This window comes from Proteobacteria bacterium CG1_02_64_396, assembly GCA_001872725.1.
GTDB lineage: Bacteria > Pseudomonadota > MNWR01 > CG1-02-64-396 > CG1-02-64-396 > CG1-02-64-396.
Genome location: MNWR01000080.1, coordinates 1 through 21,748 on the forward strand (window position 1 = coordinate 1; position 21,748 = coordinate 21,748).

The window sequence follows — 21,748 nt, forward strand, 5'->3', positions numbered from 1 at the left end:
CCCAGCCCTGACCCTCCTCTTCGAAGGTAACCAACCCCTCTTTATGAAAGAAAACCCGTAGGGAAAAACCGGGGGGATGGGAGGGGCTGAATAGTTACCCCTATTGTGACAAGAATCACCTGCAAGTGGGCGCTGCCACACGTTAGCCTCTCGGACCCAATGACCTGCTGGTGAGGGTTCGATGTGTGTGGCCTCGATCACGAATGTTGGCGTGCGATTTGCACTTCAAAATCCAATCTCGTGATTGGCATCACCCACTGCCCCAAACCTCGACACCATGCCGAAGAATCGCTGCTTTTTGGCCCCTTCGTCCGAGGTGGGTGACCATTTTTGTCGGATGCATATCCGAAAAGTGACTTTCGACCGATGCCTTCGCTCCACCTTCCTCATGCCGTCGCCTCGGGCCTTTGTGGTCCGCAGGGAGCGGCTTATCTGCGTTTGCCCCTCCCCTGCCTTCCCCCGCTGGGCGCCCCCTCTTGCCCAAATCAACCCGAGGCACCCCGTTTTTCGGTCTGTATGAACCCGGTGATTCAAATCACCCGGTTTTACCCTGGCACTCAGAGGAGAATCCCCATGACTTTCCGTTTGTTCACACTGATTTGTACGGCCCTGACGCTGGTAGCCCCTGCCGCGTGGGCCGCGCCCAAGATGTCGGTGACGATCACTCAAGAACAAGAGGTGGTGGTCGAAGAGAACGGCAAGCAAGTGACCAAGCGGGTCGAGGTGGTCGAGGCGACCCCCGGTGAGGAACTGATCTACACCCTGGAGTACCGCAACGACGGGGATGAAGCGGCCAAGGATGTGGTGCTCAACGACCCCATCCCCGCCAACACCCAATTCGTTGCAGGCAGTGCCTTCGGGCCCGGCGCCGAAATCCTCTACTCGGTGGATGGGGGCGCGAGCTACAACAAACCGGCGCTGCTGTCCTACAAGGTGACCCGTTCCGATGGCACCCAGGAGCAGCGGCAGGCGACCCCGGTCGATTACACCAACATTCAGTGGATCGTCGAGTCGGTCGAGCCGGGCAAAAGCGGGATTGTCGGCTTTCGGGTGCGGGTGAAATAACCATGAGCCGCGAGATTTCCTCAATGATCGGCGCTCGATACGGCCCTACCCGGCGCCGAATACGTCGCCCGGTGTGCTGGCACGGTGAATCCGGCCCACCGGGTCGAAGGCGAAACCGCCGATTCGAACGAGACCTAAAAGCAACAACAACGGAACAACCGGGGAATCGCAATAAACCCTCGGTTCCCCTGGTTCAAACAGTGCACAAAGAAGGAGTCACACCATGCAAGCTAAATCGTTAAGCACCCTCGGGGCGGCGTTGATCGGCGCCGCCATCATGTGGGCGCCCCAACAGGCGCTGGCCGCCACCGCCGCCGGGACCGTCCTGACCAACGCGGTCACCGTCGATTACAAAGACGGCGGCGGAACGGCGCAAACCCAGCTCACCGCCAGCGTCAACGTCACCGTCAGTCTGGTCGGTGGTGTCGCCTGGGGCGCCGCTCCGGTCGATCAACCGACCAGTTCGGGCGATCCGTTGGCCGCCCCCTATACCGTGACCCTGACCAATACCGGTAACGGTTCCGACACCTTCACCATCGCCGACGGTACTACCGAGAGTTCCGGCAATCTGACCGCCGGGACCTTCACCACCACCCCCGATGAAGACGGTGGTACCGCCGGGGTGCAGTTGACCCTGTTCGGCACCATCTCCTCAGGCGCCGGTGTCTACGACGGCACCACCAACACCACCATTCCCGTCGGCAATCTCACTGTGGGCGACCTGACCGCCACCGTTACCACCGTGGTGATCAACGGCAATACCTACACCGTCGCCGCCGGTTCCACCTCCACCAGCTTGGTGGTGGCGGGGGATGCCAGTGCCGATGTCGCCGCAGCCGGTGTGCAGATCGGTGAGATCGCCACCGTCACCTACGACGGCACCACCGTCGGCACCTTGAGCGGCGGCACTGCCACCGCGACCCACGACCACAGCCTGACCGCCACCGGTCTGGCCCTGGACGGCAATACCGCCGCCACCGCCAACGTCACTTGGTCGACCACGGTCAACAACGCCGTCATGACCGTGACCAAATACGTGCGCAACGCCACCAACGCCAACGGCAACACCAACGGCGTCGGCCCCACCGTGGTCAACACCGTGACCTACTACACCTCGGGCGTGACCGGCAATCCGGGCGACACCCTCGAATACGCCATCGTGGTCGCAAACACCGGGAGCGGTCGCGGTACCGATGTGATCGTCACCGACACCTTCCCCCAATTCACCGCGTACGTGGCCTCGTCGGTCACGGTCGATACCAACGGCGACGGCACCTACGACCACACCCTTGGCGCGGGCGATACCGAGGCCAGCAACGAGGTGGCGGGGATTGTCGAAACCGATACGGGCGATGCTTTGGGGACCGTTTTGAAGGTTTACGCCGGCGTCGGTGGGGTCGAAGGGGCCGCCTACGCGGGCGGAACGGGCGGTGAAGTCGCCGGCGCCGCGCAATCGGTGATCCTCTATCAGCTCACCATCCAATAATCGCCGTTTCGTCTCCCCCCAGGGGCGGCCCGTTTGGGGCCGCCCTTAACCCATCCTAGGAGGTTGTCATGAACAACCAACGCAGCATTCGAACCGGCATGGGGCGCTCCGTCGCCACCGCCGCGTTGGTGCTGGGGGCCTTATGGAGCGCGCCGGCTTACGCCGTCGCTCCGGCCAACACCACCGTCACCAACACCGCGACCTTGACCTACACCGGCGATGCCACCGGGATCCAGGCCTCGGTCGACTTCAAGGTCACCCTGAAGGCCTCGCCCCCCAGCCTGGGTTCCGGTCCCATCGCGGGCGGCGGGGTTGCCCTTTCCCTAACCGGTCCCGGCGATAACACCGTGGTGGCCGGTCAAGCCAGCAGTGCGACCTACATCATCACTGCCAATGCCAATGGTCCCGACACCTACAACCTGACCGAAAGCACCACCTACACCGACACCGACGGTTCGGGCCCGGCGACCTACAGCCCCACCAGTGTCACGCTCGGCGCCACCGCTGTGGCCGTCGCCGGTACCGGCGCCACCATCACCGTTCCGGCCGATGGCACCGCCAACAGCTCGATCAATGGCATCGTCAATGGCGACTATGTGGCGATCGGCGGCAACGTTTACGTGGTCAGCAACGTCACCGACAACGCCACCGGCACCTCGACCTTCGACATCGACACCTCCATCACCGTGGCGGTGGGCGATCCGATCGGCGAGGTTAAAGAATTCACCATGAACATCGCCAACGTTGGGTTGGTCACGCCGCTGGGAACCCCCGACGTCACGGTGGTCACCACTGCCACCTCGGCTGCCGATGGCGGCCAAAGCGCCAGCGATAGCCACAAGACCAGCGTCACCGAGGTCACCTTCGCCAAATACGTGCGTAATGTGGACACCTCGGTGGTTGGAAGCGGGGCTTATACCGATCCCATCGGCGGCGCTACCTTCTACACCGGAGGCGTCACCGCCAAGAGCGGCGAGACCGTCGAATACCTGCTGAAGGTCACCAACCCCACCGGCACCACCGCGGTGGCGGGCGCCACGATCACCGACGCCGTGCCGACCTTCACCACCTATGTGGCCAGCTCCACCCGGCTCAACGGCATCACCGTTGCCGGCGACGGCGCCACCTCGCCGGTGGCTGGTGGTTTGACCATCGACGACGACACAGGTCGCGTCGGCGGGGTCGCCGCCTCGGGCGCCATCGCCTCGGGCAGCAGCGCGACCGTGACCTTCCAAGTCACCGTCGACTAAGCCGCGCCATCGTGATTCGTCACCTCCATACATTCCTCGCCCTCCCAGCCGCGGCCTTGCGCCGCGGCCTGGTTGCGGGGCTGCGGATGGCAAGGCTTGTTGTACTGGCAACCTTCCTGGGACTGGGGTTGGTGGGGACCGCCTTCGCGGCGGTCTCCATCCCCAGCACCGGGTATTTGATGTACACCGGCATCACCATGCCGATCCAGGCATCGGTCACCATCCAGGCCGACATGGGGGCCAACGACAAGGCGCGGTTGACCCTGGTCGGTCCGCAAGACGCCATGAGTGCCGGAACGCAGCACCCCCTGGCGGTGACCCTGATTAACCAAGGGGGCAACCCCCTGGTCGGTTCCATCATCACCCTGACCCTGCCCCCCGGTTTTGCCCTGACGGTGCCGGGCGCGGTCAACACCCCCAATGCCGACGGCACGACGACGCTGACGATCAACGTTGCCAGCCTCAACGTGCGTCAACATATTGTTTTGAACGGTACCCTGACGGTCCCCGCCGATGCGGTCGAAGGGGTTTACAACATCGGCGCCCGCCTCGACGCCAACGGCACCACCATCGTGCAAGGCCAAGCCAACGTGGTGGTACAACAGCAGTGCGCCCTGGGCACCATCGAATTCCGCAAGAAAGACAGCCAAGGCAATCTGAGCACGGCGACGGTCTACCACGCCGGTGTGCTCGATCGCTCGGGCAACCCCATCAATTACGACACCATCTATGTGCAGGTGACCGACCCCGACCGCAACCTGGATCCGACGGTCGCCGAGACGATCACCATCGACCTGGCCTCAACCCTGCCCAACAGCAGCGGTAGCGACCAAGAGACAGTGGCCCTGACCGAGACCGGTTTGTCTTCGGGGGTTTTCTTAGGCTCCATCGCGGCATCGGGGCCGCCTCCCTTGGTCGGCGACGCGTTGCTGACCCTGGATCACAACAGCAAGATCACCGCGATCTACACCGACCCTTGCGGCGGCACCCAAGGGACCAACCGGGCCGTCTCTTCGGTGGCGCTGGTCGATCCTTACGGTCTGATCTTCGACACCAAAACCGGTTTGCCCCTGGCCAATGCCGGGGTGCGCATCGTCTACCTCGGCCCCCTGAACATGAGCCAGCAGATGGCCGAAAGCTCGGTGGGAACCGATGCGACCGTCTTTGCCGACGACGGCATTACCCCCTCGTCGGCACTGCTGACCACCCAGGCTGACGGTCGCTACCGTTACCCCTACGTTCCTCCGGGTACCTACCGTTTGGAGGTCACCCCCCCCGCCGGATACCGGGGGCCTTCGCAAGAGACCCTGACCAACATTCAGGCGCTGCCCAACGCCCCCTTCGCCATGGAGCTGGGGTCGCGGGGTGAGGTCTTCCGGGTTAATCCCGGTCCGGCGCTGCACATCGACTACCCGCTTGACCCCCTGGCCTCCGACCTTTACCTGACCAAAGCGGCGGGTAAGAGCCGGGTCGCCATCGGCGATTTCTTGACCTACAAAATCACGATTGAAAATCCGAGCCTGACCACGGCGGTGAACACCGTTGTGGCCAGCGACCGGCTCCCCATGGGGATCCGCTACCGCAGCGGTTCGCTCAAGATCGACGGGGTGGCCGCCGCCGACCCGACCATCAGCGCCGACGGGCTGACCCTGACCATACCGGTCGGCGCTTTGGCCGCCTCGGCGATCTCGACCGTCGAATACGTGGCCGAGGTCGGGGCGCTTGCCGGGGTGGGGACGGCGACCAACACCGTGACCGCCACCGGCGCCATTGCGGGCGGTGGTACCGCCGGATCGAACGTCGCCACCGCCACCACCACGGTGACCCAGGATCTGTTCGCCACCCACGGCATCATCACCGGTCAGGTCTGGATCGACGGCAACGACAACGCCTTGATCGACGACGGCGAAGAGGGGCTGGGCGGGGTGCGGATCTACATGGAGGACGGCCGCTCGGTCATCACCGATCCGAAGGGCAAGTACCACTTCGACGGCATTGTTCCCGGCATTCATGTGGTGCAGGTCGACCTGGCCGATCTCGACAGCCGTTACGAGCCCGCCACCCTGCCCAACACCCGTTTTGCCGACCGGGCGATCAGCCAGTTCGTCGACGTTAAGGCGGGCGGATTGTGGCGCGCCAACTTCCGCATGCTCGACAAGGCCCCCCCCAGTACCCCGGTGACCCTGACCCAACGGCTCTACCGCAAGGGTGACGTCACCTGGGTCGAGCTGGAGGCCTCGCGCGGCCTCGATGTGGCGGTCGACAACTGGTCGATTGTCTACCAACCCCCCACCGATTGGGCGATTGCGGGCGATCAGGCGATGCTCGACGGCAACAAGATCGCCCCCGAAGACACCTTGCTCGGCAACGTCTGGAAGCTGGCGGCGCTCAACCCGACCACCTTGCCCGACGGCAGCACCAACGCGCTGTGGAAGCTCGAAGGGGGCAAGGACCGTCACGTCGTGCGCTTCCCCTTGATTCGGGGCGGCGAGGCGGGGATGAAGTACTCCACCGCCTATGTGCGCTTTACCTCCGCCGGGACCGCCCACGGCCACACCGCCATCACCAAGCTGCCGATCCTTGAGGATGTGCTCCAGATGCACGAGACCATCCGCCCCATCAAGATCACGGTGCACCCCAACTTTGAAACCTTCGACGCCGCCATCGACCTTGAAGATGTCGACGCGCTGACTGCGGTGATGCCTAAGCTTGAAGGGATTCGCGGCCTGAAGATCCACGCCATCGGCCATACCGACAACGTGCGCATCAACCCCCGCGCCCGCATCACCTACGCCGACAATCAGGCTCTCTCCGAGGCGCGCGCCCAGGCGGTGGGCGAGGCGTTGGGCTCGCTGCTCGGCCTGCCCGAGGGGGCGGTCACTTGGGAAGGTCGAGGCGAGACCCAGCCAATCGCCGACAACACCACCCAAGAGGGGCGTGCCCAAAACCGCCGGGTCGAACTGATCGCCACCGGCTATCAAATCGTCGACCTCGACCAGGAGCCTGAAACGTTGATCGACGAGGCTGGGTTGGACGGCAACGGTCTACACGCGGTGCTGCGCCCCTACTTCCCCGAGATGGGGACCGACCTTGGCGCCCAAGACCGCGACGCTTTGCTCGCCTTGGCCGACATGGTGCGGGGGATGGACTACCTGAACATCCGGGTCGAGGGGCATACCGACAATCAGCCGATCCTGCCCAAGTACAAGATGGAGATCCCCGACAACCGGGTGCTGTCGCAGAATCGGGCTCAGTCGGTCGCCCAGGCGCTGCAAGATCTGCTCGGCCTGCCCGACAGCGCGGTGAGCTGGGAGGGTTTTGGCGAGAACTTCCCGCTGTCCACCAACAAGACCGAAGAGGGTCGGGCCGAAAATCGCCGGGTCGAGGTGTGGATCTCCCGCAAGGTCGACCGGGCCAACACCGTCATCCTCGCCTCCAACCAGACCGTCTCGACCGTGGCGCAGGGGAGCTGGGATGTCGCCCAGACCCAGGCTGCCACCCCCACAGTGATGGTGGTCGAGCCCTCCGTGGCCGGTCTGGCCTCCCCCAAGCAGGGCGACGTTTTGCCTGGTGCGGTCACCGCCATTCGCGGCTACCTCGATTCGCGCCTCAAGCCCCGCCTGACGGTCGACGGGGTCGAGATTTCCGCCGACCGCATCGGCATGACCAGCGCCGACCGTAAAACCGGTCTGACGATGTACAGCTACATCGGCATCAATCTGGGCAAGGCGGGGGAGCACACCCTGACCTTCGAAGGGACCGATACCTTTGGCAATGCCCGCTTCAAGCAAGAGGCGCACGTTCGGGTGGCCGGCGACGTCGCCCGCATCGTGGTGAGCGATCCGGGCGACAACGTCGCCGATGGCCGCACGCCGGTGCGGGTCAAGGTGCAGATGTTCGACGCCTCCGGGATCGAGATCCACGGCGCCACCGAGGTCGATGTCAGTGCCCTGGGGCTGATCCCCATGGGCGCCGCCGACGCCAAGCAAGAGGCGCTGGCCCAGGTCGATCCGACCCAAAAGGTCGGTCGTCCCCAGTTGTCGCGCGACGGTTACCTCTACTTCCGCCCCCTGAACCGCACTGGGCGTTACGAGGTGACGGTTCGCTACAACACCGCCGAATCGATGGGCCACCTCTTTGCCAAGGCGCAGCCCCGCGACTGGATTTTGGTCGCCTTGGGCGAGGGGACGGTGGGTTACAACACCGTGGCGGGCAACCTGCAACCGGTCGCCGACGAGACCCTCTCCGACAAGCTCTACCATCGGGGCAAGGTCGCCTTGTTCGCCAAGGGGCAGATCAAAGGCGACTACCTGATGACCGTCTCGTTCGATTCGAACAAGCACAACGATCCGAACTTCGACGGCTTCTTGCAGCAGATCGACCCGAGCCAGTACTACACCGTCTACGGCGACGCCACGGTGCAGAACATCGAAAACACCGGTCGGTTGTACGTGAAGATCGAGAAGGACACCTTTTACGCCATGTACGGCAACTTCCAGACCGGCCTGAATCAGGCCGACCTGGCCCGGTACAACCGCACCTTCACCGGTCTGAAGTCGGAATACCAAGGTGAAAACCTCGACTACACCCTGTTCGCCACCCAGACGCCGCAAACCTATGTGCGCGACGAGCTGCCCGGCGACGGCACCTCGGGGATGTACTACCTCAGCCGCTCGCCGCTGCTGGTTAATTCTGAGCAGGTGACCATCGAGACCCGCGACCGCTTCCATAGCGAGCGGATCCTGAGCAGCCGCCCCCTGAGCCGTTTCCTCGACTACAGCATCGACTACACCACCGGCGCCCTGTATTTCAAGGAGCCGGTCCCGAGCACCGACGGTCAGTTCAACCCCGTGGTGATCGTGGTCGAATACGAGGCCAACAACCCCTACAACACCTTTACCACCTTTGGTGGACGGGTCGCCGCCCGTCCGGTCGAAGGGGTCGAGGTGGGTGGCACCTACGTCCAAGAAAACGGCCTGGGCTATGCCGACCGCATGAGCGGCATCGACACCACCGTGAAGCTGGGTGAGGCCTGGCAGATCAAGGGCGAGCTTGCCCAAACCCAGACCCGTACCAACTCGACCCGCCGCGCCGGCAGCGCTGAGGTCCAATACGACGACGGTGCGGTTAAAGGACGGGTTTACACCCGGCAGGTCGACGGCAATTTCGGTCTGGGTCAGACCCAGGGCAGCGAGTTGGGAACCCGCAAGAGCGGGGCCGACGGCTCGGTGCAGCTCGCTCCCGGCCAAACCGTCAACGCCGAGCTGTACCGTCAAGAGCAGCTCGGCAACGGCGCTCAGCGCGATGTCGCTTCGGTCCAGGGCCAACTGGCCGGGGAGCACACCGACCTGCGCGGCGGTCTGCGCCATGTCACCGATCTCGATGGCTCGGGCAACTCCATTCAAACCAATCAGGTGACCGCCGGTATCAGCCACCGCGCCACCGACAAACTCACCCTGGTGGCCGACCGCGATCAAGGGTTGGGCTCGGCCAACGACGCCGACTTCCCCACCCGCACCGCCCTGGGGCTCGACTACCTGCTCGGCGACGCCACCACCTTGACCGCACGTCAAGAGTGGACTCAAGCCGGGGGCAGCGGCACCGAGGCCTCGCGCATCGGCATCCGCACCACCCCCTGGTCGGGCGGACAGCTCTCCAGCGACGTGCAGCGCACCTTCGCCGACGGCGGGGAGCGGATGGTGGCGGCGGCGGGGCTCAAGCAAACCTGGACCCTGACCGAAACCATCGCCCTCGATGCCGGGCTCGATCATTCGCGCACCCTCGGCACCAAGGCCGCTTCGCCCCAAGCCCCGGCTGCCGCCGTCTACGGCGCCTCCGAGAATTTCACCGCCTACTCGCTGGGCGGCGCCTACACCCCCGAGGGGCTGCGCATCAATGCTCGGGTCGAACTGCGCCGCGCCAGCTCCTCCGACAAGTGGGTGGGGATGCTGGGCGCGGTCGGCGATGCCAGCGACGCCCTATCGCTCTTCGGTACCGCCCAGGGGCTGCGTGAAAACCGGAGCGCCGATCTGTCGCAGTTCTTCGATGTCGCCATCGGCCTGGCCTACCGTCCCGCTGCCGACGGCTGGATGTTCTTCGACCGCTTCGACGTCAAAACCAGCAAGATCGTCAGCGCCGCCACCCAGGAGCAAAACCTGCGGCTGATCAACAACCTGAGCGCCAACTGGCAGGCCAGCACCGATTTGCAGCTCTCGCTGCAATACGGCGCCAAGTGGATCTGGGATACCCTGCAAGGCACTCGCTACAAGGGCTTCCTCGACCTGATGGGGGGGCAGGCCGCTTACGAATTCCGCCCCGAGTGGGATGTGAGCGTTTTCGGTCGTCGCCTGCACAGCTACAGCCTGGGCCAAACCCGGGACAACCTGGGGATGAGCATCGGCTACAACGTGGTCGAGAACGCCTATCTGGCCATCGGCTACAACTTCAGTGGCTTCTACGACCGCGACTTCTCGGCCCTGGACTTCACCCTGCAAGGCCCCTTCTTGGCAATCCGCTTCAAGCTGGATCAAACCGATGTTGGCAAGGCTGCTGACGAGGTGGCGGGCGGGGTCCGGTGAGCATGGGACATAGGGCATTGGCTTGGGGATTAACCGCCGTTTTGTTGTTGGCCGCGCTGCCTGCTCGTGCCGACCAACTTGACGACGACCTCAACCTGGCCGAGACCCTGATCGGTTTCAAACTCTACGAGCAGGCGCTGGATCTATTGCCTCCCCCCCGTGGTGGACTATCCCCCATTCAGACCGGACGTCTGTGGTACCTGCGCGGTTTGGCCCACACCCGGGTCGGCCAGTCCAAAACCGCTTTAGAAGATCTCGACCGGGCGGTGGCGGCGCTGCCCGAATACAAAGACGCGCTGCTGCTGCGGGCGCAATTGCGCGATGTGCTCGACCAACCCGATGCGGCGCAAACCTGGTATGCGCTGCGCCAGAAATACCCTGCCGATGTCGAAATTGCCTATTGGGCGGGGAAGTACCTGCTCACCCATGACGACCAAGAGGGTGGGACGCAGGCGTTGCAGATCGCTGCGGTGGGCCGACACCCCTGGGCGCTACCGGCCCAAAAGCTATTGGGGCGCATCGAGGCGACCCGCCCCCCCGATCATCCGTCCGCGACCCGCTGGAATGGACGCATCGAGATCGCCCCCCTGGTGAACAAGCGGGTGGTGCTCTCCTCAGAAACCATCGATCTGCCGCAAAACCAGGTGGGGGATGTGGGTCTCCGGGCCGCCGCTTCGGTGCAGGGGCAACTTGAGGGAATCGGTGACGGACTCTGGCTCGGTTTCGATTACGACGAGCTGCGTTATCAAGATTTTCAAGCCTACGAAACCCGCTCCCTGCGTGCCTCGCTCAACAAGGCCTGGAGTCCGGAGGATGGGGGGCCGACCTTCTGGGGCGGAGCCGACTTCGAGGCCTACTCCATCGGCGGCGACGCCCTGTTTCAGGGGGTGGTCTTCAACGGCGCGCTAGAGGAACGACGCGACTTGGGGGCGGTTCGGCTGCAATTGAATGTGGGGCGGCGGTTTTTCTCGCCCACTTACAGTGAGTTCACCGCCTCTCAGATTCACCTGAGCGGAGAATTCGAACTCAACTCCCCCCTCTTGGGCCGCTGGAGCGCCGCCCCCTACCTGCATAAAGAGCTGGCGACCACCTCGGTGCGTAGCTACTCCGAGGGGGGGATCACGCTGGGGGGTGAGGCGTTGGGCTGGGCGCTCGGCGACTGGGGGGCGATTCACCCCGCGTTGCTCGGTCGGGTCGGCTGGCGCCGCTACGACGCGGTCGACAACAGCACGTTGCTGAAACAGCCGCTGCGCCGCCAAGACATGGCCTACGCCGCCAGCGTGAAGTTTCTGTACGACGTTCCCCCCGGCGACAGCCCTCTGCTGAATCAGGGCTACTTCGGGGTCGAATGGCAGGGCAACCGATCCAACATCGACGCTTCGGCGGTGTGGCTTCCCGCCAACAACCGTACCTGGTCCACCACGATTTACTCGGTGGGCTGGGTCGTTCAGTTCTAAGGGCCGCAGATGCGCATCGCCCCGCTCCACCGCAGCTATTGGCACACTTTGTTCGCCACCCTTGTGTTGGGGTTGGTGCCAGGGTTGAGCCACGCCCACCCCTATCTGGTCGATTTTGGCGGTCAGGTGACGATTGAGCGCAGCGGCGCCCCCCTCGCCCCCACCACCGGGATGAATCTACAGGGTGGGGACCGATTGCAAACCCAGGAGGAGGGGTGGCTGCTGATCGGCTTCACCGAACGAGCCGCCCTGCATCTGGCAGGCCAGGCCCAAGCCCAGCTCTTGGCCCAAGAGGTCGCCAACGCCTCCCTGGCGGTACGGATCGATGCCGGCGTCGCCCGCCTGGCGACCGAAGTCCCCTTTGCCTTGAATACCCCGGTGGGGATCGTCTCCTCCTCCTGGGGCAATTTGGTGATTAAGTCGCAAGGGGTCGACGCCGGAATTGCGGTCGTCGAGGGGGACGCGCTGGTGCTCCATCCCGATCCGAGCATCGAGGGGGTCTGGCCTTTGACCCAGGGGCAATGGCGCCCCTTGTACCTGCGACAAACGCCGGGCAAAGCGGTCGAAACCCCCATGGCGTGGCTGGCCGGGATCGGTCCCGAACTGGTCCCCTGCGGCTGCGGCGATGTCCTGAGCCATCTGGTGCCCGGCGGGGTCGAGTCCCAGATCGAGGAAGAAGAGACAGGCAAAAAAACGATCGCCCCCCCCGGTTTGCGTGCCCTGCCCATCGACCAGATGATGCAGCGCGACCGCCCCTTGAGCCGACCGATGGTGGTCCCGCGATGAAACAGCCGACCATTTTTCTGTTTGTTTTTTTCGCGCTCCTGCTCGGCGGCTGCCCCGAGCTACAGCACCCCCCCCAGGGGAGCAGCGGCACCTCCACGGCTGCGCAGCGCGAGGGCAATATTGTCATCCTGTTTCAGGTCCAACCGGTCACCCAGGTCTTGCCCCAGACCAGCCGGGTATTGATTTCGGTCTACTGCGCCACCACCTTGAGCGGGCTGCCGCTGCAATTCGAGATGGCGGCCACCGACACCCCCCGCGCCGCCTCGTTGCCGACCGGTTATGAACTTCAGATCACCTACGACGCCTTTGATTCGGCCAACACCTTCATCGGTCGCGGCACCGCCCAAACCGTCCTGGTGAAGGATCAATCGCCCCAAATCTCGATTCCGGTGGCGGCGGTCGCGGCGGGCTCCCCCTACGTCAATCCCCTGAACGGTTTGATCGTCGGCACCGCCTTGGTGCCGATTACCGTCGATGCCATTGATCCCGGCACCGGCGCTGCACTGAGCAACGTCCTGGTCGCGCTGGGCAACAATGCGGCAGCCTCCCAGTACACCGATTTGTCGGGCCAGGTGGTCACCGCCGCCTCCCTGCCGGTCGACCTGCATCTGTTTTACTACGGTAATGCCGTCTCGGTGCTGGGTTTCGACGGCAGCCAGATCACCATTCCCGTGCCTGGCCAAACCACCCATGCGACGGTGCAAGGGAGCTTCAACCCCAACCCCACCCTGGCGACCAACCAATCGCTGGAGATCTACGTCAGCGATGGGGTGCAGGTGGCAACGGTGAATCAAACCTTGGCGGGGGGAGGGCTCTACAGCACTAATGTGCCCATGATGATGGGCCCCATTGGGGTCACGGCGGTCTTGCACGACAACGATCCGTTGGCCACAGACCCCTTCCCCAATATGGCCACCCCGGTGGTCATCAACGGCCCGCTCGATTCGACCACCGTTCACTCGGTGACCTTGAGTTTCCCCGTGACCCCGACGGCGAAGATCCAGCAATCGGTCGACATCGTTCCCCCCAACCAACTTCCGTCGGCGCAAAACTACCTGGTCGACGTGTGGAGTCTTGACGCCGCCGGGGTGCCGACCCCGGTAGCCAATCTCGACCCCGGATTAACCGCGGTGGTCACCACCCCGCGTTGGAACGGCTATGTCTTCACCCCCCCAGGGGCGGTGAACTACCGCCGCTATGTGTCGCTGAACGACGCTACCAACGGTGGAACCACCGAAATCTGGGAGGAGGCTACCGACCCGGCCCTCTTCGCTGCCACGGTCACCCCCCCCGACTTGCCACTTCTGGCCCCGGTCGACAATACCACCACCCCCTTGTTGAGCTGGACCCCGCCCGCCGGAGCCAATCCCGACCTGGTGGCGGCAACCATTACCCAGTCGACCCGGCGTTGGACCTTCTACCTGCTCCACCCAGCGGGGGTGACCCAGATTCAGGTGCCTCCGGTTTCGGCGGGCGCTTTTGCCCCGATTCAGTCGGGGGGGAGCACCACCGACGCAGTGGTTTCGCTGCTGAACTGGCAGGCGGGCATGACCTGGGATCCCCAGAGCCCCGACCTACAGCCCCAGCATTGGCTACCGCTGAGCAGGGCGACCAGCGCACCTGTGCTTTTCACCCCCCCGTAAAGGGGGCTTTGTGCCATCAACAAAGGCGGCCCCGGGCCGCCTTTGTTGTTTTGAACCGCCGGAGTTTGCGGACTTGAGGTTCGGCGACTTAGGTCGCCTCCTACGGCAGCGCTATTTTTGCAGCCCATCCTCGGGTCGCTCGGAAACACTGAAAAAAGGCTCCTTAGAGATGCCTTCAACGCCTTTAACGGATGGAGCCACCGGGACATATTCAGGGCGGTTTTCTCGGTTTGTGCGAGGATTGGTCAGCCCCCCTTGGCCCCTTTTCATCCCATCACCTCCATTCAAATGGATGGCCGAGAACCCATGAACCCCAATCAACCCACCGCCGACACCGACACCCTCCTCGAAGAGGCACTGAGTTACCACCGCTACCCAAAACCGGGCAAAACCGAGGTGGTTGCCACCAAACCGGTGCTGTCGCAGCGCGATTTGGCCTTGGCCTACACCCCCGGTGTTGCCGAGCCTTGCCGTCACATCGCCCGGGATGTGAACGCCGTTTTTGACTACACGAATCGGGGCAATCTGGTCGCGGTGGTTACCAACGGCACGGCGGTGTTGGGGTTGGGGAACATCGGTCCCGAGGCGGCCAAGCCGGTGATGGAGGGCAAGGGGGTGCTCTTTAAACGGTTTGCCGACATCGACGTGTTCGACATCGAGCTCAACGCCCCGACGGTCGACGAGGTGATTGCCGCGGTGACCGCGCTCGCCCCTACTTTTGGCGGCATCAATCTCGAAGACATCAAGGCGCCCGACTGTTTCATCATCGAGCGGGAGCTGCGGCAAAAGCTCGATATTCCGGTCTTCCACGACGATCAGCACGGCACCGCCATCATCCTGGCTGCCGCTCTGCTCAATGCCCTTGAACTGCAAGGCAAGTCGCTCGCAACGGCCCGCATCGTCTGCAACGGGGCGGGGGCGGCGGCGATTGCCTGCATGGAGCTGCTCATTGTTCTGGGGGCGCGCCGCGAGGCGATCACCATGGTCGATTCCAAGGGGGTGATCCACGCCGGTCGCGATGACCTCAACAGCGAAAAATTGGCCTTTGCCCACATCAGCGACCTGCTCACCTTGAGCGCCGCCGCTGTCGGGGCCGACGTATTGGTCGGGCTCTCGGTGGGGGGAGCCTTCACCCCCGCGATGGTCGCCTCGATGGGCTCAAAACCGGTGGTTTGCGCCATGGCCAATCCCGATCCCGAGATCATGTATGAGGTCGCCAAGAAGGTGCGCTCCGACCTCATCATGGCGACCGGCCGCTCCGATACCCCTAACCAGATCAACAACGTGCTCGGCTTTCCCTCGATCTTTCGCGGTGCGCTCGACGTGCGGGCGCGGCAGGTCAACGACGCCATGCTGGTCGCAGCCACCCAAGCATTGGCGGCGCTGGCACGCGAGGAGGTGCCCGGCGAGGTGCTGGCCGCCTACGACCTGGAGGAGCTGCATTTCGGCCCCGACTACATCATTCCCAAACCCTTCGATCCCCGGGTGCTGACCCACGTCGCCCCGGCGGTGGCGAGGGCGGCGGTGGCGAGCGGGGTGGCGCGGCGCGAGCTGCCCAATCTGGATCGGTACGAGGAGCATCTGGCCGAGTTGATGGACCGGGGTCGCTTGGCTCTGCGCTCGGTATTGCGGGCGGCGAGGCGGGGGCAGGCGCGGATTTGCTTCCCCGAGGGGGAGCTGGAGCGGGTGCAGCGGGCGGCGGCAGTGCTGCGGGCCGAGCGGATCGGGGAGCCGGTGCTGATCGGCGATCCCGAAGCCATCGCCCGGCAGTGGCGTGAGCGGTTCCTTCCCGGAGAGCCCCCCGAGGTGATCGACCTTGATGGCGATCCCGAATTGCCCGGCATCGCCGAGCATTACTTCACGCTGCGCAGCCGTCGCGGGGTGATGCGCCACCACGCCATTGAACGGCTGCGCCAGAATCCCAACCGCTTTGGGGCGATGTTGCTGCGCCGAGGCCGGGTCGATGCCCTGATCACCGGGGTTGGCAACCACTACCCCCAGTCGCTGCGCCCGATCCTCACCCTGATTCCGACCCAGGAGGGGGTCGCCCGCGCCTACGGGGTCTACCTGATGGTGCTGCCGACCGGGCTGTTTTTGCTGGCCGACACCACCGTCAATCCCGAGACCACCCCCGAGTCGCTGGCCGAATGCGCCCGTTTAAGCGCCACCCTGGCCCGTCGTTTGGGGTTGGAACCTCGGGTCGCCATGCTCGCCTACGGCAATTTCGGCTCCGCCGATCAGCCCGAATGCCACAAGGTGCGCCAGGCGGTGGCGTTGCTTCATCGAGGGGGGAATCCCGGCTTCGAGGTTGAGGGTGAAATGCAGGCCGATACCGCCGTGGTGGGGCGGATTCTTGCGGGGCGTTACCCCTTTAGTCGCCTGACCAAACCGGCCAATGTGCTGATTTTTCCTAACCTGGCGGCGGGCAACATTGCCTACAAGCTGCTCAGTCGTTTGGGGGGAGGGCAAGCGATTGGGCCGGTATTGGTGGGGCTGTCGCGTCCGGCCCATGTGCTGCAAATCGACGCCACGGTTGAGGAGATCGTCAATCTCGCCACTGTGGCGGCGATGGAGGCGGTGGAGGGGAAGTAGGGGCGGTGCGGGGGAGGGGGCGGTTGAATCGGCGTTTCTTGAACAGTGCGTGCATAAGGGAAACGCTGATTCAAGGCATCCTGTCTTGAATCAGCGCGCTGCGCAAAAACCAAAAGCAGAGCTTCGGCGACGGGGTCGCCTCCTACGACGGCGCTATTTTGGCAGCCCATCCTAAGCTGAATGCACCGCGCCGATGCGCCCCCTGCCAAAGCCTCGCCGCCCAGGTGTTGTAGGAGCGCCGCCTCGGCGCGAGGGTCGGTCGTCGCGCGGGAACAGGGGGCAGCGCATTCGCTGCACCGCATCAGTTTTCTTCAGGCTCCTTGACCTGACTGCGCATGTAACCCATCAGCGATTCGATCTGAGCGTCGCTCAAGGGGCCACCCAACGCTTGGGACCAGCCGGTCATCGAGGTATGGGGCAGCCCCTTGGCGATGATGTCGCGGTTGGGCAGCGGCACCCCGTATGGATGGCAGGCCTGACAGACCGCCTCATACAGCGGCTGGCCGGTTTTCCCCTCGGCGGGGTCGAAGTGGCATTTGCGGCAGTCGGCCTCTTTAAAAATCACATCGGGATCGCCCAGGGTGTCGTCGCCCGCCAGGGTGCCCTGCAAAATCAAGGTGCCGGGCTCAAAGCGGATGGTTTTGACGATCTTGCCCCGCTTGCCCTTGAGATTCATGTCGATCTCCATCTCGCGTGCCTCCCCCGGCAGCAACACCTCACCCTGCAAGTGCACCACCGTGCAGCCGCAAGAGGGCTGGGGGGTGCCGAGCGAAACCGGCAGTCCGGTGTCGTTCTTCAACGTCAGGAAGATCCTCATGTGGGGGTTGTCGTGTTTGGCCATGATCGTCCCCAGCTCTAGGGGGCGACCCGACTCGAAGGCCTGGGTGGTGGTCAGGGTGATGTGGCGGTCGGCGGCGTGGGCGGGCAGGGCCAGCCACGACAGGGCCAAAACGATCAGGGACAACAGGCGCATGGGGACTCCGATACCGTGGGCCGGGCAGAAGGTCTTCGAGGTGATGCCTCGGGATCATCCCAGGGAATGGTGGATGCGGCAAACGGCCCGCCGCGTCATGGCGGCAGCGCGCCGCCATGGTGATGGCTTTGCCGTGTGCCCAACCGCAGTTGCCATTGCCCCAGCACCCGATGCGACGGGGTATCCCCCCGCTCTCGCCACCCCTCCAACGCCAGGGTTTGCCGGGGGGAGGGGCGCCACGCCAGCCGCAGCCCTTGCCGACCGGGATTGAAGTTGCCGCGGTCGATCCTGAGCAGGTAGGCCACCGCCGTGGCGTTGGCGCCACCGATCCGGTGAACGATCCCCAGCTCCTCCATACGCAGTGCCATCCCCCCTTGTGGCCAGCCCCAGCCAACCTCGGCGGCCGTTGCCGCAATGTCGCCCCGGTAGTTCAGCTTACCCAGGGTGCTCTCCAGCGTGCCTTGCTCCCGCCGCCAATCCAGGGCGGTTGCCACCCAGGGGCCATCCCCCTCGTCGCCCCAGCGCACCAGCATCCCCATCAGGGCCGTGCTACCCGCCAAGCAGTTGGTGGTGGTGCCGCATCCGGCGGTGGCTGGACCGTGGGTGTGGGGGGCGTTGCGGTCGACTTGACGGTGGATCCCCTCGATGTGGGCGCCATGCACACTCAAGGCGAACGAATCGCCCCCCCACTGCCCGCCGACCTCCCACATCCCCGGATGCCGGACGGTTCCGGTGCCGCCGCGGTAGCCGCTGCCCGTAAAATGCCCGATATGAAAACCGGCCTCATCCCCGTGCCAGTCCAGGGTCACCCCCTCGTCGCTCCAGTGTTCGTGTCCCAGCACCGTCTGCACAAACAACGAGGGGAGCGCCCAAGCGGGCAATCCGGGGTGGCCGCTGGCGGGCATGAGCGTCCCCACCTTGACCCGCCAATGGCCGACATCCAACCCCACCCCGGTGTGGTCGCGCATAAAGCCGTTGGCGTCGTCGTACATCTGGGTGGCGAAGAGTTGTAGCCAGGGTAGGGGACGAAAAGCGATCCCTGCCCGGGACTGCCCCCACAGCCAGCCGGTGGGGGTGGTTTCGCGCAGACCCAGGGTGGGCAGATCGGGACTGGGGGTATCGAGGTGGCGCAGGTTGAGTTCCAGCAGCCCCTCCCAGCGTCTGGGGAGCTGGCTGGCAGCGGGCGGCGGCGCCATTTCGTGGGGGGCATGCGTCTGTTGGCTCTGAGCCGCCCCGGCCATCAGGCTAAGGGCCAGTAGCGGCAGCCCGAATCGCCGCGACGGGCGAGCCCCCCGTGAGGGCATCGGCCAGGAAGGGGTCGGCCAGGCGGGGGTCGGTGAGCATGGTTTCATCGGTCAGGGTTCCCAGGAAGGCGATGAGGTCGAGTTTGTCCTGGGGGGTGAGCGCCAGCCCCGAGGCCAGGGAGTCCTTGTAGGGATTGAGCCGTCCGTCGCCCGCGTTGGCTTGTCCGGGGGGAATAACCCGCCCTCCGGCGATGTAGAAATCGAGCACCTCGCCCAAGGTGGCGATGGAGCCGTCGTGCATGTAGGGGGCGGTGATGGCGACGTTGCGCAGCGAGGGGGCGCGGAACAGCCCCATGTCGGTCGGGATGCCGGTGCTTTCGAACAATCCACGGTTGGGGAGGGGGAATCCCCCCAGCCCGTCGATGTTGTAAAGGCCGGTGTTGTGGAACTGCGGCACCTCGCCCGGCATGGAGCCGACGTGGGTGACCTGTTCGTTGAAGTTGAAGCTGCCGTGGCAGTGGAAGCAGTCGGCCTTCTCGTTCATGAACAGGTTGAGCCCCCGCAATTCGGCGGGACTCAGGGTCGCTCCGCCTTGCAGGTAGCGGTCGTAGCGGGAATCGACCGCTAGAATCCCCCGGATGAAGGTGGCGATCGCCTTGATGACGTTGCCGAACACGAAGGGGTCGCCCTGACCGGGAAAGGCGGCGGCAAAGAGGGCAGGGTAGAGGGGGTCGGATTTCAGCCGCGCCAGCACCACGGGGCCGGAGGCGTCGGTAATCCCCAGTTCGACGGGGTTGTCGGAAAACAGCGGCACACTGTGGTGGGCCTCCAGGGTGCCCAGGGCGGGATTGGCCCAGGTGTAGGTGGAATTCCAGGCCGCGTTGCCCAGGGTTGGAACGTTGCGGGGCATCGCCTCGCCGGTAGCGCCGGTGGCGACGGCATGGCCGTTGGTGAAGGCCAGGCTTTGGAGGTGGCACGAGGCGCAGCGCTGGGCGCCGTTGCCCGACAGTCGGGCGTCGTAAAAGAGGTAGCGCCCCAGGGTGAATTTGGCCTTGTTGGGGAGATTGTCGGCGGGAACCCGAGGCGCGGGGACGTACACCGGCAGGTTCCACGACCAGTTCGCGGAATCCTGGGTGGGGTCGGAGACGGTTGTGCCCGACGGCAGGTTGAGACAACCGGCGAGCACAACCGCAAAAAGCCAGTACCAGCGCGGCATGTTCTAAGGCTTGGTTTCGACCACGAAGGGGTGGTTGGCCGAACCGTTGGCGCTGAGCGGCAGGCCGGTGGCCACATCCAGGTTCAGCCGCGAAAAGATCCCCGAGGCGGCGGTGCCGCAATCGGGATCGGTGTTGCCGCTCATACACCCCGCCGGCATGGGGGCGGTGATCGTCAGATCGGTGTCTTGAAAGAGGGTTGCCAGTTGCAGGGTGACCTGCTGGGTGGTGGGATCGAACGCGGCGAGCTTGATCGGCGCCAGATTCGGGGCGGTGCAGGTCGACTGTTCCATTGGGGTGGCAGCGATGCAGCCGAGGGAACCGACATGAAAGTTCCAGGTGTTGGTGGCGCTCAGGACGGCGTTGGGGCTGACCCCGGTGACGGTGGGGGTGAAGTTGAGCGCGTCGTAAGTCCCAACCGCGAAGCTCCCTTGGGTGATCCCCTGCAAGGGGGTACCCGCCACGGCGGTGGTGGCGACGTTGGGATCGGCCCCCACGGCGACGGTGGGGCCGCTCACGGTGGGGATGGGGTTGAGTTCGATCTTCACGAACTTGTGTCCCGAGGCCCAGCTCCACATCATCCCGATGGAATTCAAGGGGGCTGGGGCAGTGGCGGCGTCGGCGTGGTTGAGGTAGACGGTAGCGCCGTTGTCCACGACCGTATCGGGAATTCCGACCTCGAAGGCCAGACCCAGGTAGGCGCCGCTGCTCAGAACCGGGACGGTACCGGTGACGGCGGTGTGCATACCGGTATCGCCCCGTCCGGTGGAACCGTCCTCAAAGTCGAGCAGCGCCACGTTGAGGTACTGGTAGGTGTTCTGGTCCAGGGTCACCGGGTGTTCGCCACCCAGGCTGTCGATCAGGCGCAGGTTGGAAACATAGAAACGGGCATCGAAAAGGGTGGCGTGGGGTTGCAACCCCGCCGTGGCGGTGATCCCCGCCCCCGCCGTGGCGGCAAGACCGATGGTCCCGATGTCTTGGCCGGTCAGGGCGGTGACGGCGCCGTTTTTGAGGGCAAATTGGATCGAAAGCGGCTGGGTGGTGGCGGTGTTTGCCCCCGATCCAGACCCCGTGCCTGTTCCGGTCCCAGTGTTGGTGGTGTTGCCGCTGCTGGAATCGGTCGTGTTGCCGGTGTTGCAAGCGCTCAACAGCAGGGCAGCGCCTAGGGCCATGGCCAGGGCGGCCCTGGGGTGGGTGGCGGTACGGGACATGGAACTCCTCCTTACGGTCGGTTGGACACTTCCAATTGAAATCGCCCCCTTGTGGCCGGGAGCGGGTTGGGAGCGCTTGTTCCGCAAAATGGGCGCCAATGTTCAAACCTTATAAAATCAACAACATAGCGGGGTTAAAACGGAGTGGCGCGTGATTTCACGCGGTTTTATGTGGAAGACCGGCGCGATTTCACACCTTGCCACCGGACAACACCGAGCCCGCTTCGAGTACGATCCCCCTTCGCCATC

At 64.6% G+C, this 21,748-nt stretch carries 12 protein-coding genes; 8 read left to right on the forward strand and 4 right to left on the reverse strand.

The window, feature by feature from the left end:
• Positions 1-573 precede the first annotated feature (573 nt).
• From AUJ55_09325 to AUJ55_09360, 8 genes are all read left to right on the forward strand, one after another.
• The gene (locus tag AUJ55_09325; protein ID OIO55975.1) at positions 574-1,065 is read left to right on the forward strand and encodes a hypothetical protein; all 492 of its coding nucleotides are present in this window, start codon (positions 574-576) and stop codon (positions 1,063-1,065) included.
• Between the two features lie 223 nt (positions 1,066-1,288).
• Positions 1,289-2,551, forward strand: coding sequence for a hypothetical protein (locus AUJ55_09330; GenBank protein ID OIO55976.1), 1,263 nt, complete (start codon positions 1,289-1,291; stop codon positions 2,549-2,551).
• 68 nt (positions 2,552-2,619) lie between these two features.
• A complete protein-coding gene (locus AUJ55_09335; GenBank protein OIO55977.1) occupies positions 2,620-3,801 on the forward strand; it encodes a hypothetical protein in 1,182 nt (393 codons plus the stop codon).
• Between the two features lie 86 nt (positions 3,802-3,887).
• Positions 3,888-10,379, forward strand: a complete 6,492-nt coding sequence (locus AUJ55_09340; protein ID OIO55978.1) for a hypothetical protein — start codon at positions 3,888-3,890, stop codon at positions 10,377-10,379.
• A 2-nt stretch (positions 10,380-10,381) separates the two neighbouring features.
• The gene (locus AUJ55_09345) at positions 10,382-11,836 is read left to right on the forward strand and encodes a hypothetical protein (protein ID OIO55979.1); all 1,455 of its coding nucleotides are present in this window, start codon (positions 10,382-10,384) and stop codon (positions 11,834-11,836) included.
• A gap of 9 nt (positions 11,837-11,845) precedes the next feature.
• Positions 11,846-12,622: a hypothetical protein gene (locus AUJ55_09350; GenBank protein OIO55980.1), complete on the forward strand. Its 777-nt coding sequence runs from the start codon at positions 11,846-11,848 to the stop codon at positions 12,620-12,622.
• Positions 12,619-14,265, forward strand: a complete 1,647-nt coding sequence (locus AUJ55_09355) for a hypothetical protein (GenBank protein ID OIO55981.1) — start codon at positions 12,619-12,621, stop codon at positions 14,263-14,265. Before AUJ55_09350 ends, AUJ55_09355 begins: the two co-directional genes overlap by 4 nt.
• A 306-nt stretch (positions 14,266-14,571) precedes the next feature.
• On the forward strand, positions 14,572-16,857 hold the full coding sequence (locus AUJ55_09360; protein ID OIO55982.1) for an NADP-dependent malic enzyme: 2,286 nt from the start codon (positions 14,572-14,574) through the stop codon (positions 16,855-16,857).
• A gap of 301 nt (positions 16,858-17,158) precedes the next feature.
• On the opposite strand, the gene AUJ55_09365 is transcribed toward AUJ55_09360, so the two are convergent.
• The 4 genes from AUJ55_09365 to AUJ55_09380 form a co-directional block, all read right to left on the reverse strand.
• On the reverse strand, positions 17,159-17,830 hold the full coding sequence (locus AUJ55_09365) for a hypothetical protein (GenBank protein OIO55983.1): 672 nt from the start codon (positions 17,828-17,830) through the stop codon (positions 17,159-17,161).
• Positions 17,831-17,925: 95 nt separating this feature from the next.
• A complete protein-coding gene (locus tag AUJ55_09370) occupies positions 17,926-19,071 on the reverse strand; it encodes a hypothetical protein (GenBank protein ID OIO55984.1) in 1,146 nt (381 codons plus the stop codon).
• 4 nt (positions 19,072-19,075) lie between these two features.
• Positions 19,076-20,290, reverse strand: coding sequence for a di-heme enzyme (locus AUJ55_09375; protein ID OIO55985.1), 1,215 nt, complete (start codon positions 20,288-20,290; stop codon positions 19,076-19,078).
• 3 nt (positions 20,291-20,293) lie between these two features.
• Positions 20,294-21,499, reverse strand: a complete 1,206-nt coding sequence (locus AUJ55_09380; GenBank protein OIO55986.1) for a metallo-mystery pair system four-Cys motif protein — start codon at positions 21,497-21,499, stop codon at positions 20,294-20,296.
• Between the last annotated feature and the right edge of the window lie 249 nt (positions 21,500-21,748).